Annotated in this window: 12 protein-coding genes; 8 read left to right on the plus strand and 4 right to left on the minus strand. The window is 74.5% G+C overall.

Annotation, left to right across the window (positions count from 1 at the left end; genetic code table 11):
- Positions 1-74: 74 nt before the first annotated feature.
- From GNZ18_RS09325 to GNZ18_RS09335, 3 genes are read left to right on the plus strand one after another with little or no spacing between them, the layout of a single operon-like run.
- Positions 75-884: a phytanoyl-CoA dioxygenase family protein gene (locus GNZ18_RS09325; protein ID WP_156215852.1), complete on the plus strand. Its 810-nt coding sequence runs from the start codon at positions 75-77 to the stop codon at positions 882-884.
- Positions 885-925: 41 nt separating this feature from the next.
- Positions 926-1984 carry a polysaccharide deacetylase family protein gene (locus tag GNZ18_RS09330; RefSeq protein WP_156215853.1) on the plus strand — a complete coding sequence of 353 codons (1059 nt, stop codon included), beginning with the start codon at positions 926-928 and terminating at the stop codon, positions 1982-1984.
- Complete coding sequence (locus GNZ18_RS09335; protein WP_214618541.1) at positions 1978-3234, plus strand: FAD-binding protein; 1257 nt, start codon at positions 1978-1980, stop codon at positions 3232-3234. Before GNZ18_RS09330 ends, GNZ18_RS09335 begins: the two co-directional genes overlap by 7 nt.
- A 51-nt stretch (positions 3235-3285) precedes the next feature.
- Here the strand turns inward: GNZ18_RS09335 and GNZ18_RS09340 are convergent, their stop codons facing one another.
- Together GNZ18_RS09340 and GNZ18_RS09345 are read right to left on the minus strand one after the other, a co-directional pair.
- Positions 3286-4326 carry a polysaccharide deacetylase family protein gene (locus GNZ18_RS09340; RefSeq protein ID WP_156215854.1) on the minus strand — a complete coding sequence of 347 codons (1041 nt, stop codon included), beginning with the start codon at positions 4324-4326 and terminating at the stop codon, positions 3286-3288.
- 138 nt (positions 4327-4464) lie between these two features.
- Positions 4465-5664 carry a glycosyltransferase family 2 protein gene (locus GNZ18_RS09345; protein ID WP_156215855.1) on the minus strand — a complete coding sequence of 400 codons (1200 nt, stop codon included), beginning with the start codon at positions 5662-5664 and terminating at the stop codon, positions 4465-4467.
- 245 nt (positions 5665-5909) lie between these two features.
- On the opposite strand from GNZ18_RS09345, the gene GNZ18_RS09350 reads away from it, so the two are divergent.
- Positions 5910-7841 carry a glycosyltransferase gene (locus tag GNZ18_RS09350; protein WP_156215856.1) on the plus strand — a complete coding sequence of 644 codons (1932 nt, stop codon included), beginning with the start codon at positions 5910-5912 and terminating at the stop codon, positions 7839-7841.
- Positions 7842-7888: 47 nt separating this feature from the next.
- Here the strand turns inward: GNZ18_RS09350 and GNZ18_RS09355 are convergent, their stop codons facing one another.
- Positions 7889-8797: an aminoglycoside phosphotransferase family protein gene (locus GNZ18_RS09355; RefSeq protein ID WP_156215857.1), complete on the minus strand. Its 909-nt coding sequence runs from the start codon at positions 8795-8797 to the stop codon at positions 7889-7891.
- 218 nt (positions 8798-9015) lie between these two features.
- Here GNZ18_RS09355 and GNZ18_RS09360 point away from each other — a divergent pair, with 218 nt between their 5' ends.
- From GNZ18_RS09360 to GNZ18_RS09375, 4 genes are read left to right on the plus strand one after another with little or no spacing between them, the layout of a single operon-like run.
- Positions 9016-12090 (plus strand): non-ribosomal peptide synthetase, encoded by a 3075-nt coding sequence (locus GNZ18_RS09360; RefSeq protein WP_156216230.1) that lies wholly within the window; start codon positions 9016-9018, stop codon positions 12088-12090.
- A complete protein-coding gene (locus GNZ18_RS09365; RefSeq protein WP_156215858.1) occupies positions 12087-13139 on the plus strand; it encodes an ABC transporter ATP-binding protein in 1053 nt (350 codons plus the stop codon). Before GNZ18_RS09360 ends, GNZ18_RS09365 begins: the two co-directional genes overlap by 4 nt.
- Complete coding sequence (locus GNZ18_RS09370; protein WP_214618548.1) at positions 13136-13981, plus strand: ABC transporter permease; 846 nt, start codon at positions 13136-13138, stop codon at positions 13979-13981. Before GNZ18_RS09365 ends, GNZ18_RS09370 begins: the two co-directional genes overlap by 4 nt.
- A gap of 1 nt (position 13982) precedes the next feature.
- Positions 13983-14891, plus strand: a complete 909-nt coding sequence (locus GNZ18_RS09375) for an ABC transporter permease (RefSeq protein ID WP_214618549.1) — start codon at positions 13983-13985, stop codon at positions 14889-14891.
- Here GNZ18_RS09375 and GNZ18_RS09380 read toward each other — a convergent pair.
- Positions 14881-16152, minus strand: a complete 1272-nt coding sequence (locus GNZ18_RS09380; protein WP_156215859.1) for a helix-turn-helix domain-containing protein — start codon at positions 16150-16152, stop codon at positions 14881-14883. The genes GNZ18_RS09375 and GNZ18_RS09380 overlap by 11 nt on opposite strands.
- Positions 16153-16431: the final 279 nt, after the last annotated feature.

Consider the following 16431-nt stretch of genomic DNA (forward strand, 5'->3'; position numbering starts at 1 on the left):
GCGGCGCGCCTGCGCGCGCGCCGCCGCGGGCGCGTGGCAGCACGCGCATCTCGACGCGGAGCGGAGGCCCCGGCATGACCTCGCGAACCTCATTCGCCCCGGAGCGGCCCTTTCCCCTGGAGGCCGCCCAGATCGACCGGTTCACCCGGCTCGGTTACCTCGTCCTTCCCGCCTTCCTGCCCGGTGACCTGGTCGAACGCCTGAAGCCCGAGGCCGACCGCTGGGTGGACGAGGGCCTGCGGGACAGATCCATACAAAGCTGCGTCGATCCCGGCGCGCAGGGCCCGCCGCCGGTCATGGAGATCGAGCTCGCGGCGCACGGCGAACTCGTCGGCCACCCGCCGCTGATGGACGTCCTCGCCCAGCTCATGGGGCCCGAGTTCGTCTTCCACCACATGCACTCGCACCGGCAGGACCCCGGGCTCCCGGGCAAGAGCTGGCACCACGACTACGAGCAGAACCCGCAGGCCGAGCGCACCCACACCATGATCCACACGCTGCACTACCTGGACGGCATCGACGCGGGCACGGCGCCGCTCGCGGTGCTGCCCGGGTCGCAGTACGAGGTGGCGGCCAAGAACGCGCGCGCCGCCCACGGCACCGCCGAGCTTCCGGGCGAGGTCGTGATCGACCGGCTGCCCCCCGGCTCGACCGTGGTGCTGCACTCCGCGCTGTTCCACGCCCGGCGCCCGAACCCGCGCCAGGGCGACCAGCCCCGCTACCTGGTCGACGGCTCCTACTGCCAGGTGGGCCGCCGCTGGCCGCCGGTCAAGCCGTTCTGGCGCCACATGCTGCGGCGCGGCCGGGACCTGCGGCTCGACCGGGGCCGCCGGCCGGAGCTGTTCGCCGAGCGCCACTTCGAGGAGTACGTCCGGCCGGTGTGACCGGCCCCTGTCGCCCGACCATCTGTTGAGGGAGGAACTGGATGCTGTACTCGGGAGTGTCCTGGGGAGCCACCGGCTACGAGGTCGAGGTGGTGGACCGGGAGGGCAGGCGGGTGGCGCCCCCGGCGCGCTTCGGCGCGGACCGGGTGGACGACATGATCGGCTTCCTGCGCGAGACCGGCCGCGCGCACGCCGACCCGGCCATGGCCACGGTCGTGGACAGCACGAACGGCGTGCTGGACGGCCGCATGATGGCGGCGGGCCTGGAGATGTACCGGGCCGACCCGCCCGCGCTGCCCGAACGTCCCGTGTTCGGGTCCGTTTCGGCGGGCGCGCTGGCCCGCGCGGCGGCGCGCGACCTGTCGGCGCTGGCCCGGCTGGAGCGGACGTCGGGCACGCAGACCGGGCGCGAGGACGTCCTCCTGGCCGACATCGCGGCGAGCGCCGACCGCACCGCCGCGCTGACCGGCGCCGGACGCTGCCTCGGCCACGGCGACCGCTCCCGCCGCGAGGTCGCGCTGACCTTCGACGACGGCCCGCTGCCGCCCTACACCGGCCAGGTCATGGACGTGCTGGAGCGCTACGGCGTCCCCGCGACCTTCTTCTGCGTCGGCATCAACGTCGAGGCGGGGGCGGAGGAGGTCGCGCGCATGCGCGAGCAGGGGCACACGGTGGCCAACCACACCTGGTCGCACCCGTTCCTGCCGGAGCTGACCCGTCCGCAGCTCGCCGAGCAGATCGACCGGACCAACGAGGCCGTCGCCGGGGCGTCCGGCGGGGCGGCGCCGACGCTGTTCCGCCCGCCCTACGGGTCGCGGACCCCGCGGGTGCTCGACTGGCTGGAGGAGATGGACCCGACGGTCGTGCTGTGGGACGTCGAGCCCGACGACTGGTCGATGCCCGGCGCGGACGTGATCGCGCGGACGGTGCTGGCGGGGACGCGGCCCGGCTCGATCATCCTGCTGCACGACGGCGGCGGCGACCGCTCGCAGACCGTCGGCGCGCTGGCCCCGATCATCGAGGGGCTGCTCGCCGACGACTACACGTTCGTGTCCGTGGAGGACATGACGACGGCCCCCGAGGGGGTGGCGGCGTGCTGACCACGCGTCCCGCCGCGAACTGGGCGGGCAACGTCGTGTTCCAGGCCGCGCGGGTGCACCGCCCGGCGTCCCTGGACGAGCTGCGCCGGATCGTCGCGGGCGCGGCCCGCGTCAAGGCGCTCGGCAGCGGGCACTCCTTCAGCGCGGTCGCCGACACCACCGGCGACCTCGTCCGGGTGGACGGCCTGCCCCGCGCGATCGAGATCGACCCGTCGACCGGGACCGCGGCGGTGTCGGCCGGGCTGCCCTACGCCGATGTCGCCGCCGCGCTGCACCGGGCCGGGCTCGCGCTGCCGAACATGGCGTCGCTGCCGCACATCTCGGTCGCCGGGTCCTGCGCGACCGCGACGCACGGGTCGGGGAACGCGCTGCGCGTCCTCGCCTCGTCGGTGTCGGCGCTCCAGCTCGTCGGGCCGGGCGGCGACCTGGTCGAGCTGAGCCGGGACGCCGACCCCGGCGTGTTCCCGGGCGCGGTCGTCGCGCTCGGCGCGCTCGGCGTCGTCACCCGGATCACGCTGGACGTCGAGCCGGAGTTCGAGGTGGCCCAGCGCGTCCTGCTGGCCGTGCCGCTGGACGAGGTGGCCGCGCGGTTCGAGGAGGTGTCGGGCGCCGCCTACAGCGTCAGCGTGTTCACCGACTGGCGCGATCCCGACGCCTCGGTGTGGCTCAAGCACCGCGCCGACCGGCCGGGCAGCGGCTGGGAGGGCGGGCTGGCGGCGGACGCGCCCGTCCACATGGTGCCCGGGATGCCGACCGAGTCGTGCACCGGGCAGTTGGGGCTCGCCGGGCCGTGGCACGAGCGGCTGCCGCACTTCCGTCCCGGCGTGGTGCCGGGCGCGGGGGAGGAGTTGCAGTCGGAGTACTTCCTGCCGCGCGAGGCCGCCGCGTCCGCGTTCGCCGCGCTGCGCGGCCTCGCCGACCTGCTGGGGCCGGTGCTGCACATCGCGGAGGTCCGGACCGTCCGGGCGGACGGGATGTGGCTGAGCCCCGCGTTCGGCCGCGACTCGGTCACGCTGCACTTCACCTGGGTCCGGGACGCGGCGGCCGTGGCGCCGGTGCTGGCCGCCGTCGAGGACCGGCTCGTCCCGCTGGGCGCCCGGCCGCACTGGGGCAAGCTGACCGCGATGACCGGGAAGGAGATCGCCGCCCTCTACCCGCGCGCGGACCGGTTCGCGGCGCTGCTGCGCGACCGCGACCCGGACGGCACGTTCCGCAACCCCTTCCTCGACGAGCTCTTCCCGCCGGACTAGCCCGGAGACCTCCTGAGGGGGCGCCGCGCCCCCCCTCAGGAGGACGGCGGCTCAGATGGCGGGCTTCAGCTCGTCCAGCAGGACGAACCGGTACCCGCGCTCCTGGAGCCCCTCGATGACCAGCGGGACGGAGGCGACGGTCCGGGAGCGGTCGCCGCCGCCGTCGTGCAGCAGGATCACCGAGCCGGGCTCGGTCTTGCGCAGCACGTCGGCGGCGATCTTCTCCGGGCTCGGCAGCGTCCAGTCCTCGGCGTCGACGTCCCAGGTCACGGTCGTCACGTCCTCCTCGCCGAGCCAGCCGACGACCTCCGGCGACCGCGAGCCGTAGGGCGGGCGGAAGTAGCGGACGGGTTCGCCGTCGATGCGCGGCAGCACCTCGAACGTCCGCGCGAGCTGCTCGCGGAGCTGGTCGCGGGTGAGGTCGGGCAGGTAGGCGTGCGACCAGGTGTGGTTGGCGACCGTGTGGCCGGCGGCCATCATCCGGTCGGTGTCCTTCGACCGTTCCAGCGCGTTGAGCCCGACGCAGAAGAACGTGGCGGGCACGCCGTAGTGGTCGAGGATGTCGAGGACCTGGCCGGTGTAGGGCGGCTGCGGGCCGTCGTCGAAGGTCAGCGCGACCACCCGCTCGTCGCGGGCGCCGTGGGTGAACCAGCGTCCCGCCGCGCGCAGCGGCGCCTCGGCCGCCGCGCTCCTCTTCATCGTGGCGAGCTGCTCGGTGACGCGTCCGGTGAGCGTCCCGTCGTCGATGGTGAGCCGGTCCAACCGGGCGAGGTCGCGGCGGGCGGCCTCGGCGAGGTCGGCGGCGCCCACCGAGCCGAGGACGGGACGCTCCGGCAGCGACCACGGGTCCGCGCGGTGCACACGCAGCCCGACGGCCATCAGCAGGCCGTCGATGATGCCGTTGGTGCTGTCCACGACGCTGACCAGCTCGTCGTCGGCGTGGTCGGCGACGCTCCGCAGGTGCGCGACGAGGGCGTCGCGCTCGCTCGGCCCGAACCGCGCGGACGGGACGGGCGCGCCCCCGGAACCGGCGTCGCGGCTGAACACGACCTCGTAACCACTGGAGTGCCAGGCGACACCGGCGTACAGCATGGGGACTCTCCTTCGTTCGGGCGCGGCGGTCGAGGACCGGAGACGAAGCGGGGGGACAAGGGGTGGAAGGGGGCGGGAACGGGACGGGCGGGCGCGCGGCGGCCGGGGCCGCGCGCACCCGCCCCCGGTACATACCCGTCAGGCGGTCTCCAGCGGCGACGCCACCGCGCCCGCGGACACGCGTCCGGCTTCGGCCAGCACGGTGTCCCGGTGGCGCTCGCCCAGCCCCAGCACGGACGGCAGCACGCGGCACTCGCCGAGGTCGCCGTCGCCGAAGGGGAGCGCGAGCCCGAGCAGCGGCAGCACGTCGAGGGAGTCGGCGTCGTCGAACAGGTCCGAGACGTCCGGCGCCGGGACGCGGGTCCGGGAGTCGATCTCGGCGCCGACCACGAGCAGGTCGGTGCCCTCGGCCTTGCCGCGCACGACGCCGAGCGTGCGGCCGTGCCCGGAGACGGCGGCGGCGACCTCGTCGCGCACCTCCGGGTAGAGGCGGTTGCCGTCCTCCCAGCCGTAGGCGCGGGTGATCTCGACGTCGAGGGTCGGCCACTTGGTGAGGAAGTAGCGGCTGTTGGCGCGGTAGGACTCCTGGTCGGTGGCGGCGTCGCGGTCGTGCGGCAGGTGCATGCCGTACACGTCGTCGCCGAGCACGAGCGGGGTGCCGGTCGCGTAGACGCGATACCCCCACTCCTGGTCCTCCGAGCCCCAGCCGCGGAAGTTCTCGTCGAACATCAGGTCGTGCCGGCGGACGGTCTCGGCGGGCAGCGCGACGAGGCCCGTCCAGACCAGCGACCAGGGCAGCGGGACCGACTCCAGGACCTTGCGGTCGTCGGCCCACACCTCGCCCGCCTGCTCCAGGTCGTCCAGGAGCGCGCGGTGGCCGCCGTAGGCGAGCACGCCGCTGTTGTCCTGGCCGGACATCGTCAGCTCGGTGCCGTTCGGCGCGTGCTCCACGACGCAGCTGTAGCCGAGGGCCTTCCCGAGGACGCAGACGTTCCGGTGCCCGGCGAAATACCCGTCGTAGAGGGTGTCGAGCACCTGCGGGGGGAGCACCATGTCGGCGTCGAGCAGCATGATGACCCGCCCGGTCGCCTGCCGGATCGCGAGGTTGCGCGCCTGGGCGACGTTCCACTCGTCGTCCGACAGCACCGAGACGAGGTTCAGGCTCCCGGTGAACTCGCGGCAGGCCGCGACGTACTCCTCGCTGTACTCCATGGCGCCGACGACGACCTCGAACTCGTCCGCGTCCATGGTCTGGTCGGCCAGCGAGCCGAGCACCGATCGGATGTTGTCCAGCCGCTGCTTGTAGGGGATCACGACGCTGATCTTCAGGTCGGCCATCTGCGCTCCTTGCCGGATCGGCGAGTTGCCAAACTTTGGCAATATAATGCCATCTGGGCGGCGATATCACCATAGATCGCGGGGGACGGACTCCGGCCAGTGTCACAGACGCCGCGCCGCCCGGCGGGACGGGCCGTGACAGCCTCCTGCCACGGCATCAACTTGACACTCTCTTTCCTCGTCTTGCCGACCGCCGGACGCACAGAATCGGGAACGCGAGGCCGGTGACACCTTGGGAGAGTGGCATGCCGCAGACGCGCGACGACCTGATCCGGCACGACCCGACCGACGCCGACGCCGACGCCGACACCTCCGCCGCCGAGGGCGCGCAGGACGCGGCCGCGCGGACGCTCGCCGGGCGCTGGCACTTCACGGGCCCCGACGAGACCGTGAGCGACGACCTCTACGCGGCGGCGACCGGCGCCGTGACCCGGAGCCGCACCCGGCTCACGCTCGCGCCCGGGGCGAAGGCCTCCGGGAACGCCTTCTTCGGCCGGTTCCCCGCGACCTACTGGCAGCGCTGGACAGAAGCCCGCGAGGTCCGCGTCGAGCTGACCGTCACCGGCACCGGACGGCTGGCGGCCGCCGCATCCGACGTCAACGGCCCGGCCCGCGTCGTGGCGGCGCGCACCGTCCGCGACGCCGACCGGGAGCGGGTCGTGCTCGCGGCGCCGCTGGACCTGTACGCCGACGGCGGCGCGATCTGGGTCGAGCTGGAGGCGGCGGCGGACGGGCGGCGCCTCACCGTCGAGGACGTCCGGTGGACGGTCGCGGCGCCCGCGTCGCGGCGTCCGACCTCGCTGGCGTTCGCGACCTACAACCGCCCCGACTACTGCCGCGACCTGCTGCGGGCCCTCGCCGCCGACGACGTCGCCCGCGCCCGGCTGGAGCGGATCTACATCGTCGACCACGGCGACCACGTCACCGGGCAGGACTGGTACGAGGAGATCGCGGCCGACTTCGGCGACCGCCTCCAGCACACCCCGCAGCCCAACCTCGGCTCGTCGGGCGGCTGCAACCGGGGCCTGTACGAGGTGGCGCGGCATGCCAGCGAGAACGCGAACGTCATGTTCCTGGACGACGACATCCTGCTTGAACCCGAGGTGGTCGTCCGGCTGACCGCGTTCGGCGACCATGTCACCCGGCCGATGATCGTCGGCGGGCAGATGATCAACATCTTCCATCCGACCGTGCTGCTCGCCGACGCGCAGCGCACCGACATCGACGGCATCCAGCCCGGCAAGCCGATGCCGCACGCCTACCACGACGCCGACCTGCTCACCCCGGACCCGGCGACCGGGCGCCCGCCGCTCCAGGAGCGCCGCCTGGACGCCGGCTACACCGCCTGGTGGGCCTGCCTGATGCCGATCGAGCTGGTCGAACGCGTCGGGTACATGCTGCCCGTCTGGGGGCAGGGCGAAGACGCCGACCTGTGCGCGCGCGCCCGCAAGAACGGCATCCCGACGATCATCCTGCCGGGCGCGGCCGTCTGGCACACCGACTTCTCGATGAAGGACCTGGACGACGTCAAGACCTACTTCATCCGGCGCAACTACCTGATCGTCGCGGCGCTGCACGGAAGGTTCCCCGTCGGCGCGCTCACACGGCGGCTCGGCACCGAGATCGCCCAGTGCATCCTGGACATGCGCTACGGGCTCGCCGCCACGATCCTCAGCGCGGTCGAGGACTTCCTCGACGGCCCGGACGACCTGTACGACGGCGGCGCCGAACGCCTCCAGGAGATCGCGCGGATGCGGTCCCGCTACCCCGAGACGCGGCGGCACCCCGCGACGGCCGCGCCGGGCGCGCCGTCCGACCGGCTGGAGATCGTCACCCCCGGCCGCCCGCCGCTGCTGCCCGCCGCCGCCGCGCTCGGGCTCGCCGCCGCGCGGCTGCGCGGGCGGCACCGCTTCCGGCTCGGGGAGGTCGCGCACGACGAGGCGCACTGGTGGCACGTCGCCCGGTTCCGGACGGCGGTCGTCACCGACGCGTCGCAGGAGGGCGTCCGCGTCCGCAGCCACGACCAGGACGCGACCGTCGAGCTCGGGGTCCGGGCCGCGCGGACGCTGCTGCGCTTCAGCCGGACGGCGCGGGACGCGCGGCGCCGCTACTTCGAGGCGCTCCCCGAGCTCACCGGCCGCGCCAACTGGTCACGCCTGTACGAGACGGGCGAGTAGCCGTGCGCCATGAGGGACGGGGTGGTCGGGGCGGTCGGGGCGGGGGGTCAGGAGGCGGACAGGTCGTGGGTGCGCTCGGCGAGGACCTCGCCGATCACGTGCCGCGCCTGCGCGGCGATCGCGGGGTTGGTGTCCTTGTAGTAGGGGAGCTGGATCAGCGCCATCGACAGCGCCCAGCCGCGGCCGCGCGTCCAGGTCGCGTCGTCCACGCCGAGGGCCGCGCGGAACGCCTCGCGCGCGTGCGCGGGCAGCAGGTACCAGGCGACGATCATGTCGCAGGCGGGGTCGCCGATCCCGGTGGTGGCGAAGTCGATCACCGCGCTGAGCCGTCCGCCGCTGGTCAGCAGGTTGCCGGGCATCAGGTCGGCGTGCACCCAGACCGGTGGCGCGCTCCAGTTCGGCGCCTCCAGCGTGGCCTCCCACGCCGCGGTGGCCGCCGGGATGTCGACCAGGCCGTCGAGTTCGGCGAGCGCGTGGCGGCACTCCTCGTCCTGGGTGACCAGCGGACGGGTGCGCGCCGCCCGCGGTCCGCCGTCGGTGTCGATCGCCTGCAACGCCGTGATGAACGCGGCGAGGTCCCCGGCCAGCGCGACGGGGTCGGTGAGCGTCTCCGGGGCGGGGTTCTCCCCGTCCAGCCAGCGGTGGACGGACCACGGCCACGGGTACTCCTCGGTCGGCGTGCCCTTGCCGAGCACGACCGGGACCGGGACGGGCAGGTGCGGCGCGAGCCGGGAGATCCAGCGGTGCTCCTTCTCCACGTCCTCGACGCCGCCGGGGATGCGGGGCAGCCGCACCGACATGTCCTCGCCCAGCCGGAACAGGGCGTTGACGGTGCCCGCGGACGGGAACCGCTCGATCGGCAGGCCCGCCCACTCGGGGAACCGCGCCGCGAGCAGCCGCCGTACGAGCGCCTCGTCGATGTCCAGTTCGTCGGCGTGCATCTTGCCAGCGGCCATCAGCGTCCTCTCCGGTCGGGGCCCGGCCGGGGCGGCCGGGCGACGGCCATCGGACCTCACCCGCCCGCGCGTGTCAACTCCGCCGCCGGGCCTGCGCCCACCTACATTGCCATAGGTGGCAATATATGGCACGATTTTGGAAATCTTGGCAAGGATCTGCTGACCCCGATCGGCTCGGAGGAAGTGGGAAGCCGGTGCAGCCAGACGTGAGTTGGATCATGGGTTCGCCGTGCACCGCGCGAGACGAGGGCCTGCACGAGACGGTCGCGCGGCTCGCCGCGGCCCGTCCCGGCGCCACCGCGCTGGTCGCGGGCCGGAACACCATGACGTATGCGGAGCTGGACCGCACCGCCGACGCCTGGGCCGCGCGGCTGGCGATGGCGGGCGTCGCGCCCGGCGACCGCGTGTCGGTGCTGCTGCCGCGGAGCACCGAACTCGTCGTCGCGCTGCTCGCCGTGCTGAAGGCGGGCGCCGCCTACGCGCTGCTGGACCCGGCCTGGCCCGAGCGCCGCCTGCGCGAGGTGACCGCGCAGCTCGGCTCGCCCGTCGTGGTCGCGCGGCGCGGGACGGGCACGGGACTCGGCCGCCCCGTCTGGACGCCCCCGGCCGGCGCGGTCGCGCCCGTCGCCGGGTTCCATCCGGCCGCCGTCGGCGGGTCCGATCCGTGCTGCGTGTTCTTCACGTCCGGGACGACCGGCGAGCCCAAGGGCGTCGTGAGCCCGCACCGCGCGACCGCCCGGCTGTTCCAGGCGGGCGGGTTCGCGCGCTTCGACACCGGCGCGGTCGTCCCGCTGGCCGCGCCGATGTCGTGGGACGCGTTCTCGCTCGAACTGTGGTCGATGCTGCTCAACGGCGGCGCCAGCCTGATCGTGGACGAGCCGTACCTGTCCGCCGCGTCGCTGCGCGAGGCGGTGTCGGCGCACGGCGTCCGCACCGTCTGGCTCACCGGCAGCCTCTTCAACATGATCGTGGACGAGGCCGTGGAGGCGTTCGACGGGCTGCACCAGGTCATGATCGGCGGCGAGCGGCTCTCGACCGGGCACGTCGGCCGGTTCCTGCGGCGCCACCCGCGCGCCACGCTGATCAACGGCTACGGGCCGGTCGAGAGCACGGTGTTCGCCACCACCCACCGCGTCACCGAGGCCGACTGCGCGCGGCCCGGCGGCATCCCGATCGGACGGCCCGTCCCCGGCACCGGCGTCCACGTGCTGGACGGCTCCCGCCCCTGCGCGGTGGGCGAGGTCGGCGAGATCTGCGTCTCGGGCGACGGCCTGGCGCTCGGCTACCTCGGTGACGCCGAGCTCACCGCCGCCAAGTTCGCGCACGTGAGCATCGACGGCGAGCCGCTGCGCGTCTACCGGACGGGCGACCTCGGCGCCTGGGACGCCGGCGGCCTCCTCCACTACCGGGGACGCGACGACCGGCAGGTCAAGATCCGGGGCCACCGGGTCGAGCCCGCCGAGGTCGAGCGGCAGGTCGAGCGGCTGCTGCCGGCCGTGCGCGCCTGCCGGGTGCTCGCGCGCCGCGACGCGTCCGGCGCCGCCCGCGACCTGGTCGCGTTCTGCGTCCCCGCCGACCCGGGCGACCCGCTGGACGGCGCGCTCGCGGTGCTGCGGGACGACCTCGTCCCCTACCAGCGCCCCGGCGCCCTCGTGAGCGTCGCCGCCTTCCCCATGACCGAGCGCGGCAAGCTCGACGAACCCGCGCTGCTGGCCCTGGCCCCCGCGCCCGCCGCGCCCCCCGCGCCCGCGCCCACGCCCGCCGGGACGGCCCGCCTGGTCGCGGAGGTCTTCGCCGAGGTGCTCGGCCGCGACGGCGTTCCGGCGGACGTGCCGTTCGTCGAACTCGGCGGCGACTCGCTCGGCGCCGGACGCGTCTGCGCCCGGCTCACCGCGCGGCTCGGCCGGCCCGTCCCGGTGTCCTGGCTCTACCGGGACCCGACGCCCGCCGCGCTCGCGCACCGGCTCGACACCACCACGCCCCAGGAGGCCGACACGCACACCGCCGAGGACATGGACGCCGAGACCCCGCTGACGTCCATGCAACTGGTGTACCTGACCCGGCACCTCGTGGACCCCTTCGACCGGACCGCGCACTGCCTGCTCACCTGGCTCATCGAGGGCGCGCCGGACCGCGCCGCGCTGGAGGCCGCGATCGCCGAGGTCCACCGGCGGCACGAGCCGCTGCGCGCCGCCTACGTCCCCGACCCGCGTCCGGTGGCGTGGCCGGTGGACGTGCCGCCGCCCGCGCTGACCGCGCTGCCCGCCCAGCCGACGCCCGAGGCCGCCGCGACGGCGCTACGCAAGGAGCTGGCCCGGGGCCTGGAGCCCATGGACGGCGACGTGTGGCGGACGGCGCTCGTCCCCATCGGCGACGGCGCGAGCACGCTGTTCGGATGCGCCGTCCACCACATCGCCTTCGACGGGTGGTCGGAGGCGGTGCTCGCCCACGACCTGTCCGCCGCCTACAACACCGCCGGACCGCTGGAGGAGGCGCCCTCGATGGCGGCCGTCCACCGTGAGCACGCCGAACGCCTCCGGCAGGACGACCGCGCCGCCCACCTCGACCACCTGCGCGCGGAACTCACCGACGTGCCGCCGCTGCGATGGCCGCCGGGCGCGACGGAGACGCCGCCGGTGGAGCCCCGACATATCGAGGTTCCGCTGTCCCCGGCCGTCGTCGCCGGGGTGGACGCCCTGGCCGCCGGGGCCGGGGCCACCCGGTTCGGCGCGCTGCTCGCCCTGTACGGCGCGTGCCTCGCGGAGGTCACCGGGCAGGACGACCTCGCGGTCGGCGTCCCGGTCGACCAGCGGCACGGCCGGGGCCTGGAGCGGTCGGTCGGCTGCCACATCACGACGCTGTGCGTCCGGCTGCGCGGCGCCGCGCTCGGCGGCGGCCCGGCGGCGGTCGCCGCGACCGGGCGGGTCGCCGCCCGCGCGTTCGCGGCGCAGGACGTGCCGCTCGACGACGTCCTCCGCCTGGCCGAGGCCGCCGACGGCTCGCCCCTGTACCGGACGCTGTTCGCCCTCCAGGACAACGCCGTCCCCCGGCTGGCGCTCACCGGCGCGCGGACCACGTTCCTCCGCCAGCCCTACGTGAGCCTGCCGCTCGACCTGCACGCCGAGCTGTGGCCGGACGAGCACGGCGGCATGGCGCTGGTCGTCTCCTACCGTCCCGAGGCCGTGCCCGAGGCCGCCGCGCGGGAACTCGCCAAGCGCTTCGCCGACCGCCTGCGCACCGTCCCGGCGGAAAGCGGCGGCACCGAGGCCGGCACCCCGGAGAGCGCGCGATGACGGCACGCGAGTCGGAGTTCGCGATCGAGGCGCGCGGGCTCGTCAAGACGTTCCGGACGGCCCGCCGCCGCCCCGGCGCGCTCGGCATGCTCCGCGCGCTCGTCGCGCCCGAGCGGGTCTCCACGACGGCGGTCGCGGACGTGTCGTTCTCGGTGGGGCACGGCCAACTGCTCGCGCTGCTCGGCCCGAACGGCGCCGGGAAGTCGACCACGATCAAGATGCTCACCGGCATCCTGACCCCGTCGGCCGGGCGCGCGAGCGTGATGGGGATCGTCCCCTACCGGGAGCGGGTCCGCAACGCCCGCAACATCGGCGCCGTGTTCGGGCAGCGCACCCAGCTCTGGTGGGACCTGCCCGCCCGCGAGTCGTTCCGGATCCTGCGCGACATCTACGGCGTGGCCGACGGCGACTACCGGTCCCGGATGCGCGAGTTCGACGACCTGCTGGAGCTGTCGAGCTTCTGGGACACCCGCGTCCGGCACCTCTCGCTCGGCCAGCGCGTCCGCTGCGACCTCGCCGCCGCGCTGCTGCACGACCCGCCGGTGGTGTTCCTGGACGAGCCCACCATCGGCATGGACGTCGTGGTCAAGGAGCAGGTCCGGCTGCTGCTGCGCGACCAGGTCGAGCGGCGCGGCCAGACCGTGCTGCTCACCACCCACGACATGACGGAGGTGGAGCGGCTCGCCGAGCGCGTCGTCCTGATCAACCACGGCCACATCGTGCTGGACGGCACGCTCGCGGAGATCCGCACCCGGTTCGGCAGCGGCTGGCGGGTGAACGCGACGCTCGTCCAGACCGAACCAGCCACCGGGCGCTGCCCGCCGGGCCTGCGGGTCGTGCGCCAGGACGGCGCCCGCGTCATCTTCGAGCCCGACGGCACCGACGGGGTCGCGCCGCCGCAGGCGCTCAAGCGCGTCATCGACCGCTACGAGGTCACCGACATCCACATCCAGGAGAGCGACCTCGAAGACGTGATGCGCGCCGCCTACCTCGACGACCGCGCGGACCGCGAACTGGATGGAGAACTGGACGGGGAGACGGTCGCGTGAGCGTCTCCACGGCCGGCCGGGCACGGCGTCCCGGGTGGAGCGCCATGCGCGAGGGGTGGAGCACGGCGGGCATCACCGCGCTCGGCGAGCTGCTGTCGCCGAGCCGCCTCACCGGCACGGCGGCGCGGATGTCCGTCCAGCTGTTCCTGGTCGTGTGCCTGTGGCACGCCCTGTACAGCGACACCGAGACCAGCGGCGGGCTGGACGAGGGGCAGGCCGTCGCCTACGGCGTGCTGGCCGTCCTCGCGCTGCGGCTGCGCGACACCGACCGCTGGATCGGCCGCGACATGGTGATCCAGCAGATCGAGTTCGGGACGATCGTCTACTGGTTCCTGCGCCCGCTCGCGCCGTGGCGCTACTACCTGCGGCGCGCGGTCGGCGACCAGCTCTACGGGTTCGCGTGGGCGGCCGCCGGGTACGTGGTGTGCCTGCTGGCGGGCGTGATGGACCCGCCCGCCTCGGCGGGCGCGGCGGGCGCGTTCGCGGTGACGTTCCTGCTCGGCCAGTCGGTGCTGTACTACCTCGTGCTGCTCACCGACCAGATGTGCTTCTGGGCCGTCCGCAACGACTCGGCGGTCGAGATCCTCCAGTTCGCGCAGAACCTGCTGTCGGGCGGGTACGCGGCGCTGTGGTACTTCCCCGGCTGGTTCCAGACGATGAGCGCGCTGCTGCCGTTCCAGGCGACGCTCAGCGTCCCGCTCTCGTTCTACGTCGGCCGCCTCCCGGTGGACGACCTGCCCCGCCACCTCGCCGTCCAGCTCTTCTGGGTGGTCTCGCTCGCCGCGCTGACCCGGCTGGTGTGGCGGCGGGCCGAACACCGCGTCGTCTCGCAGGGAGGCTGACATGCGCGACGTCCAGGAACTCGTCCAGGGACCGGGGGGACCGCGGCGCGGGGACGCGCGGCGGCCCGACATGCGGGTCACGCGGCACGGCGACCTGCGGCTGACGCGGTGGGCCGACCTGAGGCTGACGCTGCGGATCGTCGCGCTGACCTTCCGCGCCCAGGCCGAGTACCGGGCCGAGTTCCTGCTCAAGGTCGCCTTCGGGGTGGCCTGGCAGGTGTCGATCATCGTGTTCGCGGCGGTGCTGCTCGGCCGCTTCCCCGGGATGGGCGGCTGGCCGAGCGACGCCGTGCTGCTGATCGCGGCGATGCGGATGCTGAGCCACGGGCTGTTCGAGCTGTTCTGCGGGCGCGCCACCGAGCTGTCCACGATCGTCCAGGCGGGCAAGATCGACGCCTACCTGCTGCGGCCGCTGCCGGTGTACCGGCAGGTCCAGCTCTCGATCTTCCCCAGCAACGCGCTCGGCGACCTGCTGGTCGGCGTGTCGATGTTCACCAGCGCGGTCGTCGCCCTCGACACCGCGTGGACCCCGCTGCGCGTCGCCTACGTCGGCGCCGCGGTCGCGGGCGGCGCGCTGATGGAGGGCGCGATCTTCACGCTGCTGTCGGCGCTGCAACTGCGGCTCCCGGCGGGCCTCTCCTGGAGCCGGTGGGTGGAGGAGCTGCTCAGCACCTTCGGCAACTACCCGCTGAAGATCCTGCCGGGGGTGGTCAACGGCGCGTTCACGTTCATCCTGCCGCTGGCGTTCGTCGCCTACTTCCCGGCGGCCACGCTCACCGGCAACACCTCCGGGCTCGGCGTCCCGGCCGCGCTGGCCGCCGCCGCCCCGCTGGCCGGGCTCGCGGGGTTCGTCGGATCACGGCTGCTGTGGAACTTCGCCCTGCGGCACTACACCGGGGTCAACGGCTAGTGCCCGCGCGCGGCCTGGACGCGGCGTCGTGATCGTCGCTCCCGTAGGCGTCGGCGAGGGCCCGCGCCAGACCGCGCCAGACCTCCGCCGCCAGCTCCACGTTCAGCGCCTGCTGCGCCTGCTCGGCCAGCTCGTTCAGCGTGCGGGTGCCCTCCTCGACGTCGCCGCGCAGGATCGCGAGCTGCCCGCGCAGCGCCTGGAACCGGACGCGGTCGCGGAACGACAGCCGCAGGCCCGCCTCGTCGATCCGCGCGCACAGCGTGCGGGCGTCCTCGATCCGGCCCTCCTCGAACGCCAGGTGCGCGCGCAGCGTCACGAGCTGCTGGCGGTGCAGCTCGGTCCCGGTCAGCTCGGTGACCGGCGCGACCTCGTCCAGCATCGCGCGGGCCTGCTCGGTCGCGGCGGGGGAGACCTGGAGGTACAGCGAGGCCGCGGCCAGCCGCAGCCGCAGCCACAGCACGAGGTCCTCGCGCGGGTCGGCGCGGCGCAGCGCGTTCTCCAGCGCGTCGCGCGCCGCCGCGTAGTCGGCCTGCCGGATCGCGACGGTCGCCGACGCCCACAGCGCCCGCACCCACGCGGCGCCGCCGAGCGGCTCGGCGAGCGCGCACCACTGGTCGGCGTGGCCGCGCGCCTCGGCGAGCCGCCCCGCCTCGGCCTCGGCCGACACCAGCACCTGGAGCACCGCGACCTGGTCGGCGACGCCGAGGCCCTCGGCCCGCTGGTAGGCCGCGAGCGCGTGGGCGCGCGCGGCGGCGTTGTCGCCGAGCGTCTGCGCGCACCGCGACAGCCGCGCCCGGGTGCGCACCGACAGCTCCGCGACGCCCATCCGGTCGTTCAGCTCGACCAGTTCCTCCAGCAGCATGCGCTCCTGCTCGTAGCGGCCCTCGGCCGAGCGCAGCCGGGCCAGCAGCCACAGCCCCTGCCAGCGCAGCGCCACGTCGGCGCCCGGCTCGGCGCGCAGCGCCTCGGCCAGCACGTCGGCGAGCGCCTCGGGGTGGCGGTCCTCCTCGGGCGCGGAGGAGACCGCCGCGATGATCTGCGCCAGCGAATGCGGCTCGGAGGTCGCCTCGAAGGCCGCGACCGGCACGCCGAGCCGCGCGGCGAGGAACTCCACGGCGCGCGCCGTCGGCGGCCGCGCCCCCGACTCCAGGCGCGACAGGTAGCCCGTCGACACCCCGCCCTCGGCGACCGCGGCCTGCGTCAGCCCCCGTTCGAGCCGCAGGGCCTTCAAACGCCGACCGAAAGCCGGTTGCTCCAGCATGTCGTCACTCGCAGAACTGATCAGGCGAACGGTTGCGGCGTTCCCCTTCTGATCATCGGTTAGCAGCGGTCAAGGTACACGATGACAACATGATGCCAGAGACTCGCCCGCCGATGGCAGCACCGGACAGGTACGCCTGACAAGCCCTGACCGCAGGACGGCATATCCGGTTGACGGGAGGGCACCCGTCCTGTTGTCGTTCGGGCAAGGCATCGCGGCGTCCGCCGTGCGTGCGAGCACCGAGGAGGAGTCGAGATGGGGACAAGCGTCATGTCCAGC

It is taken from the genome of Actinomadura litoris, from assembly GCF_009733595.1.
Classification (GTDB): domain Bacteria; phylum Actinomycetota; class Actinomycetes; order Streptosporangiales; family Streptosporangiaceae; genus Spirillospora; species Spirillospora litoris.

Excerpts from the sequence above, each read along its gene's own strand:
- GNZ18_RS09325 (WP_156215852.1), top strand. The coding sequence starts at position 75 with ATGACCTCGCGAACCTCATTCGCCCCGGAGCGGCCCTTTCCCCTGGAG.
- GNZ18_RS09330 (WP_156215853.1), top strand. The coding sequence starts at position 926 with ATGCTGTACTCGGGAGTGTCCTGGGGAGCCACCGGCTACGAGGTCGAG.
- GNZ18_RS09340 (WP_156215854.1), bottom strand. The coding sequence starts at position 4,326 with ATGCTGTACGCCGGTGTCGCCTGGCACTCCAGTGGTTACGAGGTCGTG.
- GNZ18_RS09345 (WP_156215855.1), bottom strand. The coding sequence starts at position 5,664 with ATGGCCGACCTGAAGATCAGCGTCGTGATCCCCTACAAGCAGCGGCTG.
- GNZ18_RS09350 (WP_156215856.1), top strand. The coding sequence starts at position 5,910 with ATGCCGCAGACGCGCGACGACCTGATCCGGCACGACCCGACCGACGCC.
- GNZ18_RS09355 (WP_156215857.1), bottom strand. The coding sequence starts at position 8,797 with ATGGCCGCTGGCAAGATGCACGCCGACGAACTGGACATCGACGAGGCG.
- GNZ18_RS09360 (WP_156216230.1), top strand. The coding sequence starts at position 9,016 with ATGGGTTCGCCGTGCACCGCGCGAGACGAGGGCCTGCACGAGACGGTC.
- GNZ18_RS09365 (WP_156215858.1), top strand. The coding sequence starts at position 12,087 with ATGACGGCACGCGAGTCGGAGTTCGCGATCGAGGCGCGCGGGCTCGTC.
- GNZ18_RS09375 (WP_214618549.1), top strand. The coding sequence starts at position 13,983 with ATGCGCGACGTCCAGGAACTCGTCCAGGGACCGGGGGGACCGCGGCGC.
- GNZ18_RS09380 (WP_156215859.1), bottom strand. The coding sequence starts at position 16,152 with ATGCTGGAGCAACCGGCTTTCGGTCGGCGTTTGAAGGCCCTGCGGCTC.